The organism is Aeoliella straminimaris (genome assembly GCF_024054565.1).
Classification (GTDB): Bacteria; Planctomycetota; Planctomycetia; order Pirellulales; family Lacipirellulaceae; genus Aeoliella; species Aeoliella straminimaris.
Window position 1 is genome coordinate 297,867 of the sequence record NZ_JAMXLR010000051.1, and the last position, 12,314, is coordinate 310,180.

Annotated in this window: 8 protein-coding genes; all 8 read right to left on the reverse strand. The window is 61.4% G+C overall.

Translation table 11 applies throughout. The annotated features are described in order from the left end of the window. Nucleotides 1-432: 432 nt before the first annotated feature. Entirely contained in the window at nt 433-3,825 is a 3,393-nt protein-coding gene (locus tag NG895_RS30625; RefSeq protein ID WP_252853321.1) for a DUF4132 domain-containing protein, read from the reverse strand. Between the two features lie 5 nt (nt 3,826-3,830). After that, nucleotides 3,831-4,232 (reverse strand): hypothetical protein, encoded by a 402-nt coding sequence (locus NG895_RS14970; protein WP_252853322.1) that lies wholly within the window; start codon nt 4,230-4,232, stop codon nt 3,831-3,833. A gap of 227 nt (nt 4,233-4,459) precedes the next feature. Beyond that, the gene (hemA, locus tag NG895_RS14975; RefSeq protein WP_252853323.1) at nt 4,460-5,737 is read right to left on the reverse strand and encodes a glutamyl-tRNA reductase; all 1,278 of its coding nucleotides are present in this window, start codon (nt 5,735-5,737) and stop codon (nt 4,460-4,462) included. Continuing rightward, nucleotides 5,734-6,681: a cytochrome c biogenesis protein CcsA gene (gene ccsA, locus NG895_RS14980; RefSeq protein ID WP_252853324.1), complete on the reverse strand. Its 948-nt coding sequence runs from the start codon at nt 6,679-6,681 to the stop codon at nt 5,734-5,736. Before ccsA ends, hemA begins: the two co-directional genes overlap by 4 nt. Nucleotides 6,682-6,738: 57 nt before the next feature. Beyond that, a complete protein-coding gene (locus NG895_RS14985; protein ID WP_252853325.1) occupies nt 6,739-7,119 on the reverse strand; it encodes a four helix bundle protein in 381 nt (126 codons plus the stop codon). 34 nt (nt 7,120-7,153) lie between these two features. After that, nucleotides 7,154-8,143 (reverse strand): sigma-54 interaction domain-containing protein, encoded by a 990-nt coding sequence (locus tag NG895_RS14990; protein ID WP_252853379.1) that lies wholly within the window; start codon nt 8,141-8,143, stop codon nt 7,154-7,156. A 122-nt stretch (nt 8,144-8,265) separates the two neighbouring features. Next, nucleotides 8,266-10,548, reverse strand: coding sequence for a HEAT repeat domain-containing protein (locus NG895_RS14995; RefSeq protein ID WP_252853326.1), 2,283 nt, complete (start codon nt 10,546-10,548; stop codon nt 8,266-8,268). A gap of 69 nt (nt 10,549-10,617) precedes the next feature. Then, the gene (gene argH / locus NG895_RS15000; protein ID WP_252853327.1) at nt 10,618-11,994 is read right to left on the reverse strand and encodes an argininosuccinate lyase; all 1,377 of its coding nucleotides are present in this window, start codon (nt 11,992-11,994) and stop codon (nt 10,618-10,620) included. Between the last annotated feature and the right edge of the window lie 320 nt (nt 11,995-12,314).

Sequence of the window (12,314 nt, forward strand, 5' to 3'; positions counted from 1 at the left end):
ATTCTAGCACGTTCCTCACAACGTGGGGGACCGTGCACCCGGCTAAAATTGGAACCCCACCCATGAAACAAGGCGTCGCAAACCGATGTTTGCGACGCCTCGTGTTGGTTGCTTGTCTGACGACGCTGGCGGTACCGGGTTCAAGCCCCTGCCGCCCGTCGGACAGCTTACTTTCCGCCCTTCTTCGCCTTGGCGGGCGTCTTGGCCGGGATTTTCGCGGCCGGTTGTGGCTTGGCAGACTTGCCAGGCTTGGCCTGGCCCTTGGAGCTCGATTGAGCCATGGTAGTAATCTCCCACTACCCATTTCTCTGGGCAGTACAGATTCCCGGCAGTACGACGGCCGACCACGGCCGCTTCTAGTAATGTCCTGCACGGTTGTGCGAATCATATGATCGGCAAGAATCTTGGACAAGAGAAGTTTTTTGCAAATGATTAGCGACCAATCTGGCTGAGGATCGTCGGATCTTTGATCTTGGTGTCCTCCGCCAGCATCATGGCCTTCGACAGGATGACCGCCAGCCGCTGGTCGCCTTCGAACGGCAGGAAGACCTTGTCGCCCGGCCCCGCGCCGCGGCCGGGGACGATGCACAGGTACTGGTCGTTCGGCTCCATCAGGATGTTCGACGAGCCGAGGTGGATTTTGTAGGTCCGCCGGTCGCCCCGCACGATGAGGAACTTCTCGTCGAAGCTGCAGCGGTCGGCGATCTTGAGTCGTGGCACCAGCCGCTCGAGGATCTCGCGCCGTGTCTGGGCGGTGGCCGACAGATCGCCGAAGGAGCTTTGCTCCCAGTACTCGCGATATCGTCCCTCGGGCCCACCGTCGTTCCAGTTGGGATCGTTGCCAACGCTGGCCACGCCCACAAACAGGTCGACGTCGCGCATGATTTCGGAGAGGACGATGGGAGGGATTTGGTCGAGCGGCAACGGTTCGTTGATATTCTCGGCCCCTGGGCCGACGGCAAGCGAGCCGTACCCACCACCGCTAGCATGGGCGTAGGTCGTGGCGGCTTCGATGGAATAAAACCGCACCTGGTCGGTCGCCAGGTACAGGAAGGTGCCCGTTTCATTGGTGTCGGTGCCGTACTCGTCGCCGGCGCCCTCGACCCAGAACTCCGCCCGCAGATTCCACTCGGGGAGCTCAATCGAACTGGGCGGATACTCGTCGTCGACCATCAGGCGGAGCGTGTTTTTCCAGCCCCGCACGCCACACAAGGCGTTGTACTGGTGCTGCTTGATGATGTGCGAGGCGTAGCGGTTGGAGTAGACGCCCGTGTTCCGCTCGGCGTCGGTCAGCAGGTAGATCTCGCGATGCGCCTGCTTGAACGGCTGCTTGATCTGGCGATCTTCGAAGAACCGCCGCCATGCGAGGATGTCCGCCTGGTCGGGCCCGATGGGATGCCACAGAGAAACAATGGCCGAGTCGGGATTCACCTGCACCTCTTCGCCCGTCGAGTCGACCAATTTTCCTTCGAGCGATGTGGCGGCGACCTTGTTGCCCTGTTTCTCGCCCTGGTCAAACTCCCAGATCAGCCGCCGCGCAAGTGTGCCGACCAGCGGATGGTCGAAGTACCGCTCGCGCCACGTGTCGTATGCCCAGGTTTTCTGCTTGAGGTGCAGTTGGTCGATGCGTTCCCGCTGGGCAGGGAGCATCTTCTGAATGTCCTTGGCGGCCGCCTTCAGCTCCTTCAGGTCGTCGGCAAAGTCGTCCTTCACCGCCTTGGGCACCGACTTCTGTGGCTTGCCATCGGGCTTGATCCACCGCAGCTCGGTACTCGTGGTGCCGGTGACCACCAGTTCGGCCGTGAAGTCGCCCAGCTGTTCGGTCCGTTTGCCGATCTCCTCAAGGCCATAGGTGGGGACAGCCATCTCTTCGATTTCGTCGCGGGGCATTCCCGACTCTGCGGCCGCTTTGTCCAGGGCCTTCTCAATTGCCTTGAGAGTGGTCTTAAAGGTCACCCGGGCCTTGAGCCTCGCCAGTTGCCCGAGCGCGCTGATGCGGATCGTTTCATCGTCCATGGATGCCAATTCGCCCAAGGCCCACACGCAGGCGTTGGCGACTTTCACGGCCCGCGGACCTACGCCCGGCACTTTCTTGATGGAAGTCGCCAGCAGCTCGGCCACCACGCGAGGCGTGTTGGCGTCGGGCACGGTGACCAAGGCCCACACCAACCCGCGCAGCACCGTGGCGTTGCCCTCGTTAAACGTGTCGGCGGCACCACGAGCATCTCCGGCGTAGCCGCCCAGCACTTTGAACGACCGTCCTGCCGGAACCTTAGCAAACCAATCGGACAATCTTTGGTGAAGTGCTTCGTCACCAATCGCCTCGGTTAAAGGAGTCAAATCCTTATACCACTTCTTCGAAGGCTTGGAGGCAGTGGCCGTAAAAGCCAGCTTGACCAACTGAATCCAATCGCGACGCGACTCTTCGTCCATCTCCGAGAGGTCCACGTGCACCCGATCGGCCCAGTGTTCACCGGGCACCAAAAGTAGCGTGGCGTCGCCATCGATCAGTCGGCTGAGCCTCTTGGCCATTTCTGGCAAGGCCCCCATCGGCGGAGTATCGATGGCTTGGCTTCGCAAGCGGTGGATGACCCAGCGCTCGCCATCGGAAAGAGGTGCGGATGCGGCTTGCGTTTCCGCTGCGCTGGCAACTGACTCGTTGATGGGCTGGTAGTATCCGGATACGGCGCTGCGGAATAGCAACCAATCAAAGGCCTGCTGGCGGTCAAAGTCGTGACCAAGCGTATCAAGAGTGATTAGAATCATTTCGAGGGGGCGATTGTAGTGCAAATAATTGTGATCAGAGTTACGGCTCAGATACAATTCGATTTCGCGCTCACAGGCGGCAAGAAGGAGATTCTCCATATCTCGTCCAGAGGCACTGAGGCCATCCGTTGTGTGCTTCAGTTTCGCATTCAGGATTTTCTCCGCTTGTTTTCTGGCGTTGCCGCTACACCAGTCAGTTCCAAAACAAGGCGAACGACTGTCCCAAAACGCTTGGTAGAATTCCGGAATCGCTCGTGAGATTGCGGCATGCTCGTCTGCCAGTGGCGAATCGACGTACATCGAATATTGGTCCCCCTCTGCAACGACGCGTTCCGTATCAACAGGCGTCGCCGCGCCTAGGCAAACCTTCAGATCGGTCAACACGTCGGCAGAACCCACAGGCGCTGGTTCGGGGGGTGCGCCAATCACTTGCAGAGCCTGACAGCCTGGCACGTGCAGGATAGCATCCAAACGTGAAGCAACTGCTTTGTCTCGCCCGTAGGCACCTCTAGTGTATTCAGCCAGCTTTAGCAAAGCCTTTCGCAACTCACCCTCGATCGGCTTAAACTTGCCGAAGAACTCCGCCTGCTTTTGCAAACCAGACGGAGGTACCCCCCGGTAGTTTGAGCCTTGGTGCTCGACACAATCTCGCGCCAAGCAGATGAGATCATCTTCGGTGAGAGGGAGCTTTCGCCGCATCAACGCTGCCAGCGCTTCGCGAATGCCCATGAGTACGTAGCTGGGTGCGAGATTTTTGTCCCTCGAGCCAACATGGTAATGTTCACCCTGTTCTTCGTACTCCTTACGGATGTCGTCGTCGACCTGCCACCAATAGACAGTCTGTTCGGCGAGAGCCAGCACACAACGGCGATTCCACTCGGGGTCCTTTTCCAAAAGTCGCTCGCCACCATCCAAATCGCCAATGTCTGGATAGGGCCATCCGCCTCGACTGACGGAGTAGCCTTCTACCACCTTCGCGGCTGCCTCGTGAGCCTCGCGATCGGATGTTTGGGAGCAATCGAACGGCTTGATTTCAAACTTGATATTCCCTTTGGCCACCGCTCCTACCCCCCCACCAATGGCACCAGCTTCAAAAAGCTCACCGTCGTCCCCGGGGTGATGGTCACCCGCTCTTCGAGCGAGTCGGCCTGGCGGTCGTTTACCAGCACCAGGATGCTGCCGGCTTCGAACGCGGTGGTGGCCTTGTCGAACTGCTCCTGCCAGTCGATTTGCCGCTTGGTCTTCAGTTTGTAGCCGTTGAGCGTCTGCTCGGCGTCGGTTGGCATCACCAGGCCGCGAAACACGGGCTGCTGGGCCTGCTGCAGGTTGAAGTCCTGCACTTCCTGATAGACCCGCTCGCGGATCAGCTCCCGAATGGTGATCTCTTCGGTGAGAAACTCCAGGACGATCGGCTCGCCCCGGTCGCCGGTGGTCGATTCGTCGTAGACTTCGAGTGTCGCAGGCATCGTGAGCTCCGTGCGGATGAGTAGCGAGAAACGATGCCCGCATTATCCCGCGACCGGCGGCAGGCTGCAACTACTGGGAAATAATGACGAAGTACCGCTAGTCTGTGAGCCGAACGCGCTAGTGTCGGGTGGCGGAGGGGCAAGCGTGGCTTCGAGAACGTGCGGCGGCGAGACAACGTGGCGACGTAAAGCACCCGAGGCTAACGCCTATGGCTCACTATTCCCCATCATTCTCGCAGCTGGAACAGCCGTCGCAGCGCGTCGAGCAGGCTGGTGTGACTGTCGTTCTCGGCTTCGTCGCGGAGCGATTGCAGCGGCGGGTGCAAGAGTTTGTTGACCAGGCGGTCCGCAAAGCGGGTGATTTCTTCCTGGGACTTCTGGTCCAGGTCGCCCAGCTTGTTCAATAGTCGGGCTAGCTCGGCCTGCTTCACCACGTCCCACTCGGCGCGCAGCTGCGTGATCAGCGGCGAGCTGACTTGCATACGGGCGTCGGTCAGGAAGCGGGAGGTTTCCTCGCCGATGATCCGTTCGGCGCGGGGCAACTCGCGTTGGCGGCTTTTGCGATTCTGCTCGCACGCGGCGGCCAGGTCGTCGATCGAGTACAAGTAGGTACCCAGCTCTTCGCCGATGGCCGGTTCGAAGTCGCGGGGCATGGCAAGATCCAGGATGAACAGGGGGCGCTGATTTCGCTCGTCGGCGATCTGCTTCCGATAGTATTCCAGGGTAACGATCGGATGGCCAGCGGCCGTGGTCGAGATCACCAGATCGGCCCGCACAAGCTGGCGATGCAGATCGCCCCAGGACGCAGCCTCGGCCTGCCACTGGGCCGCGAGCGCCTGGGCCCGGCCCGGGTCGCGATTGAGAATCGTGAACCGCTTGGCGCCGGCGTCGCGGAGGTATCGCAGCGTCTCGTCGGCCATTTCGCCCGCGCCGATCACCAGCACCCGCTTATCGTCGAACCGCTCGAAGATGCGGCTGGCAAAGTCGGCAATGGCCACGCTGGGGATACTCACCCGATGGCGGTGCAACGAGGTTTCGCTGGTTACCCGCCGAGCGACACGCAGTGCGGCCTGAAAGCAACCATGCATGTGCGGTCCGGCGGAGCCAAGTTCGCACGCCAGCTCATACGCTTGTTTCACCTGAGCCAGAATCTGGGGCTCGCCCACTACCATGCTGTCGAGGCTGGCCGCTACGCGGAACAGATGCTCCACCACCGCCTGACCATCGAGCGAGACCAGCTGCTGCGTGATTTCGTCCAGGGGAATGGAGTGCCAGCCAGCCAGGTACTCGGCCAGCGAGTTATCGGTGAACGCATCGCTATGGCCGGCGGCCGCGGCGTAGAACTCGGTGCGGTTGCAGGTGGAAAGCAGCACCGCCTCGACGCCCGGATGCGACTGCTGCCAGGCCGACAAGGCATTGGCCGCCTGATCGGGGGTGAACGCCAGCCGCTCGCGGAACGCAATATTCGACTGGTGATGCGAACATCCCACCATGCGCAGGTTCATGACAGGACCTCCGCTTTGTGCCTTCCGACGAGATGTAGTTCGTCGGCTGCTGACTCACTAGATGCAACGCTTGGTGGAGCGAAATGAGCTGATGGATCCTGTGATTGAGCTGCACTCGCTTCCCGAGGTCTTCCATGCACGTCGTTCATCGTGAAAGTGATGAGAGTCAGCGCCAGGAAGCCGAACGATGCCAGCGTGAGATACGCCACCTTGCGACCTCTGCGGGCCGAGGGATAGATCATGCGAAACACCTCGGCCACGATCAGCCACACCAGCATCAGCAGCAGGCTGATCACCACGGGGTCGCCGAACAGTTGGTAGCTGCTGTCGCCACTGTGTTGAAGGCGGCTAAGCACGATGCCGCTGATGAAACCACCGCAGACCAGCACGACCGAAAAACTGAGCGCACGGCTGTTGGTCCGCTCGAGCCACTCGAGGCTCGGCAATTGGAACTCAGGCGACGGCGGCACCTTGTGTTTGAGCCGCCAGCTTTGGATCAGGTACATCAGCCCCGCAATGAAACCCACGCTGACCGTGACGGTCGAGAGCGTCATCAGACTGCCATGCAACGCGCCCCAGAACTGCGAGGCCCGCTGCTGGGCGAAGGGCTCGGTGCTGGCTGTTTCGGCCAGCGCAATGGTTATCAGCACCAGCGGCAACACAAACAGCCCCATGGCAGTCTTCGGCGAGGTAAACACCACCCACAAGTAGAACGCAGCCAGCACCCAAGCCACGACCAGGTACCACAGCTCGGGCGTGCGAAGAAAAGCAACGCTGCCGACGGAGTGATACACCAGGTAAGCGGAGTGCGCCACCAGCCCGGCCACGGCCATGACAACCATCGCCAATCGATGCCACCCAAACCGCACCCACAGCCCAGCGATCTCGAGCACGAGCGCCACGGTGTAAGAAGCGGCGAAGCATAATACGGATACGTTTCCCATGGATCACTGCTGCTGGGGAAATGACCAATGTTTAATTAACAATGACCAATGACAGCACTATTCTGAATCACCTGGCTTGGAGTTGCGATGGATAGCGGCGAAGACCTTGGTCAACTCGTTGGCCTCGCTCCAGAGTCGCCTGGCTTCCTCGCGGTGATTCGGACAGGCCGCCACGAGCAGCCTGAGCCGTTGTTTGCTCTCCGTTGCTTCTTTCTTGCACAGAGAAATGTGATAGCGAAACTCTTTCTTGCTTGAGGCCTCATCAGCTTCGCAATAGTTTGCACCAACGCTTCCTGTCGCACGAACAAGTTGGGTAATCAATGGCTTGGAGATGTGATTTGCTTCGATGCCACGAACAAAGTAGATCACTTCCTCCCCGAACTTCGCCGTTCGCTCTTCCAAATCGAATGCCGGTTGCCCACTAGCGTCATCGGTCATTGTTAATTGGGCATTGGTCATTCCCAAGCGAGCGTTACTCTCCCAACCCATAGTCCTTGATCTTCTTGTGCAGCGTGTTGCGGTTAATGCCCAACCGGCTGGCCGCCTTGATCTGCACGCCCTGGCATTGGGTGAGCACTTGGGCAATGACTTCGCGTTCCACGCGGTCGACGATGCGACTGTGCAGGTCTTCGGATTTGTCGTCGGCCTGCGATAACCCTTCGACCACCAGGTGCTGGGCCAGCGAGTCGAAGTCGAGTTGCACCGGCGTCGAGGCATTCGTCATCTGCGGATCGGCTTCGCCGCGCACCACGCCCGGCAGTACGTCGGGCGTCAGTTCGTCGCCGGTGGCCATCACCACGGCGTGTTCAATATTGTTCTGCAGCTCCCGCACGTTGCCCGGCCAATGATACTTCTGCAAGGCGTCCATCGCTTCGGGATGGATGTGGGTAACGTAGCGGTCGTTCCCTTCGTTGTAGATGTTCAAGAAGTGACCGACCAGGGCCGGGATGTCCTCCGGTCGATCCCGCAGCGGAGGGAGATGGATCGGCACCACGTTCAGCCGGTAGTACAAGTCTTCGCGGAAGGTGCCATCGGCGGCCATTTCCAGCAGATTGCGGTTGCTGGCCGAGACAATGCGGGTATCGACACGGATCGTCGTGTCGCCGCCCACCCGTTCGAATTCCCGCTCCTGCAGCACGCGGAGCAACTTCACTTGCAAGAGCGGCGTCGTGCTGTTGATCTCATCGAGAAAAATAGTACCGGTGTCGGCACTTTGGAAACGTCCTGCGCGGTCGGAAACAGCGCCGGTAAACGCCCCTTTCACGTGGCCGAACAATTCGCTTTCCAGCAGATTCTCCGACAGCGCGCCGCAGTTCACCTTCACAAATGGCCGGGTCCGGCGGTCGGACAGCGTGTGCACTGCCTCGGCAACCAGTTCCTTACCGGTACCGGTCTCGCCCAACAGCAGCACCGAGGCGTTGGACCGTGCCACCTGCCGAGTGACGCGGTACACCTCGAGCATCGCCGGACTCGAGCCAATAATGCCCGGTAGCGGTGCGACCGATTCAGGTTTTCCGTTACTAAGTGACATCTCTCGTCTTCGCTGGGTGCCACTGCTGGCTGGACCAGCAGTGCAGAACGCGCCTATTCCTCTGGTTGACTACCTCGTCCCGCTTCGATCGCGTCGAGCAAGCTGCCGAGCACCTGTTGGGTCTCCTTGCTAGACGTGGCGCTGGCGTTGTACAGATCGTACTGTCGCACAATTTCGTCGGCCGTCAGCCGCAGTCCAAACTGCTGGACGCTGTCGGCAAACGCACTGGCCGCTGCGCGACGCGACTCGATGCTGAGGGCCGGTGCGTTGGCGTAAGCCGCCAGAGCCACCTGGCTTTCATGGGTGCCCATCTTGGCCAGCACCTTCCAGTTGGCTTCGCCTTCGGCCGCGGGGCGAACATGCTGGGCAAGCAGGTCGCTCGCCGCCCGCAATCGATAGAAATCGCGCTTGTTGTCCAGCAGTTTGCTCGCCACCTGCATCGCGGTGTCGGCCTGCGTCAGACGCTGCTCGTCGGTGGGCCAGGTGCTTGGCAGATGGGCCAACGCAGATTCTGCCACCTCGGTGAGCACCTCATCGGAATGCGGCCGTGGCGAGGCCACCACGGCGTCGTGCTCCGAAGCAATGGTGCGCGCGGTGTGCAGCTGCCACTCCCGTGCGAGCAGGGCGATCGGCACCAGACCGGTCGCCGGTTGGCGGCGAAGCCGAAACACCGTCTCGCGAACCGCCGGCTTGGCGATCGACATATCGATCAGGATCAATTCGATGTCCGCGTTCTCTCCAGCACGCTCGACGGCCTCTTGGCCAATGCCCACCACTTCGCCTACCAGATTCATCGCGCCGAGTCCGCCCGCCCAAGTCGTGGCAGCGTCGATCTGCGGCGAGGCAGCCAGGACCACCTGATCGCCCGATGCGGCTGCCAGTTGTACGATTGCAGGGCACACCTTGCTGGCGCCCGGGAATGGCTTCGTCGGGTCGATCGCCGCGATGGTTTCCAGGGCCGCGGTGCGAATGGTGGGATGCGGATGCTCAAGCGCGCGGGCCGTAGGCGAGGGCAATCCATCGGTGGTGATCAACACCGCCGGATTTCGCCGTTCGGCGATCACTTGCAGAGCCAGCGTCGCCGCGGCGACCTGATTTTCTTCCATCGCATCGCGTAACAGACGATCGAGCCAGTCGGCGGGCAAGTCCTCCAGAACTTCCTTAGTGTAGCCCGCTTCGTGCCCCTGTCGGCCCCGAATTGCAGCGCTCTCGATCTTGAGTCGCAACGACTTGGTTTTAACGCTGGGAATCCCCCCGCGAAGTTCGGCCAACTGACTGGCGAGTGGCGCCATGTACATGGTGTTGGCTTCGGCCACGGTCAATGCAAGTGGAACCGGTTCGTTTTGTTTGCCGTGCCAGACCCAGTAGGTGACCATGTCATCCGCGCCCGGCATGAACACCGGCGCGCCGCCTTCGAGTCGATCGAGCGTCCGCTCCAGCAGTCCGGTTGCCGATTCGACGCTCGGCTCCTGCCCGGTGAGCGACTTATACGCCCGACCTGCAGAGCCGCCACTCATGGCCGGCACGGCCAGCAATGGTGCCGCTTCACCCGCGCCGATGGCCGCCAGCAGCTCGGAAGCTTCGGCCACCAGGCGGTCGTTACCCGAATCGAGGGTCGCCAGAAGCGGCCGCGTGGCAATCGGTCCCAGCCGCACGAGCGCCGCTCGCGCGCCCTGGCGCTCTTCGTCGGAGGCTTCGTCGCCGGCCAACAGTTGAATCAATGGCACCACCGCTCGCTCGCCGAGCCCGGCCAGGCCCGCGATGGCATTGCCTCGCGCCACGCCGTTGTCGCTGTCCAGATTGCCCAGCAGCGACTGCATCCTGTCGTCCGACGCGGCATCCGCAGCCACGGCCTCGAACACCGAGTTCACGAACGGACGTGCCGCGGGGCCAAGCTCGCCGGCCCGGGCCAGCGACTGCACCACGGCCGGGCCGAATTGCTGCACGAGGGCCACCTTCGTGGCGTCGTCGGGGTTGGTGGCCAGCAAGCGATGGAACTCGCCGGCGGCCAGTTCCCCTTCGCCCAGTTGCAGCAGCAGATTGGTCGCCCGCAGGTGATCGGCAGCCGTCGTGCGTGGCTTGTTCAACACCGCGCGGACTGCCGGGTCGGCCAGTGCCGTAGGCGAGGGGGCCACGGGTTCGTAATCGGCGTCGCCGGGAAACTTCGGCTCCTGGACTACCGGCGTTTCATCATCGGCGGGCGTATCTTGCGCCAATACGGGCCCGGCACCCAACGCGCATAGGGCAAGGGCCAGCACCCAGCCAGAATACCACCGTGGACGTTGCCGCCAGCGGCTTGCCGCGTGTTGGTTTTCGCTCAATCGTTGCTTGCTCATGCTGCTCACCTACAAGTCCGCGACCAAGGACCGCGCTGTTGGTATCCGCGACCTACGGTCGCGGCCTTGTTATTTGAGTTTCTCGTGCCACGTTGCAACTTGCTCGGCCACCCGATCGGGATTGGTGGAACCGAAACTCTTGAATGCCTCAACCGCACGCTCGACTCCGAGCACGTCGTAAACGCTCTCGTCGAGCGATTCGTGCGCCGCCTGGAAGTCTTTCAGCGGCAGATCAGCCAGGCGGCAATCGGCCTTCATTGCCGTACCGACCAGCTTGCCGATCAACTCGTGCGCGGTGCGTTGCGGTACGCCGGCGGCAATCAGATATTCCATCAGGGTCGTGGCGTCGAGGTAACCACGATCGATGCCCGCGGCGATCGACTCTCGCTTAAGCTGAGCACCGGCTACCATCGGCGCGGCCAGTTCCAGGCATGCCTCGACGGTGTCGGCCGAGTCGAACACCCGCTCCTTGTCCTCTTGCAGGTCGCGGTTGTACGCCAGTGGCAAGCCCTTGGTCAGCGTGATGAGCGACTGCAGATTGCCCACCACGCGAGCCGACTTGCCCCGCACCAACTCCAGTCCGTCAGGATTCTTTTTCTGCGGCATGATCGACGAGCCGGTGCAAAAAGCGTCGGGCAGCTTCAGGAAATTGAACTCGGTGGTGCACCACAGAATCCACTCCTCGGCCCAGCTCGACAGGTGCAAGGCAATCTGCGTCAGCACGTAGGCGAACTCCAGGGCAAAGTCGCGGTCGCTCGATGAGTCGAGGCTGTTGGCCACGATGCCCTCAAAGCCCAACTCGTCAGCCACCATCTGCCGGTCAATCGGAATCGTAGTGCCCGCCAGGGCCGCCGTGCCGAGCGGCAATTGGTTCACACGCCCGCGGCAGTCGGCCAGCCGCTGGCGATCGCGCTGGAGCTTCTCGCAGTACGCCAGCCAGTAGTGGGCAGCCAGCACCGGTTGGGCCCGCTGCAGGTGGGTGTAACCGGGCACGATCGCCCCCTCGTCGAGCGTGGTGCGATGCACGAACGCCCGCTGCAAATTCTTGAGCAGGCCGTCGACGCGGTCGATCGAGTCACGAATCCACAGTCGAAAGTCGGTCGACACCTGGTCGTTGCGGCTACGTCCGGTGTGGAGCTTGCGGCCCACGTCGCCGATCCGCTCGGTGAGCGCCCGCTCGATGTTCATGTGAACGTCTTCGAGCGACGTTTTGAATTCGAACGTGCCGGCAGCGATCTCCTCGCCAATCTTGACCAGTCCATCCACTATCTGATCGCGTTCGGTATCGGTGAGCACTCCGACGGCTGCGAGCATGCGTGCATGTGCCACCGAACCGCGCACATCCTGCGCGTACAGTCGGCGATCGAAGCTGACGCTCTCGCTGAACTGTTCCAGCAATTGGTCGGTCGGTTGCTCGAAAGCACCGCCCCAAGGTTTGTCCGACATGGCGAAGAGACGAATTATGGGCACTCGAAAGGAATGTAACACTAGCGGAGCAACCTGTTTATGCTAAACGGGTTACGTCCAAGCGTCAACGCTCTGGCCGCGATGGACGCCTAGTTTTTGGGCAACCAACGGGCATTCCGCACCATCGACACCACCGGCACTACCCACCCCGCAGGCGTGTCCCCTGACCATCGCGGGCCGGTGATGCCTGCAAAATCCCCAATTCGTCCGCTATTGGCCCGGGCAATGCCACCGCGGCGGCAGGCCATTGAACGCGCATCGGCTGCCTGGAGTTTCCCTGGCAAAAGAGTGTTTACCCT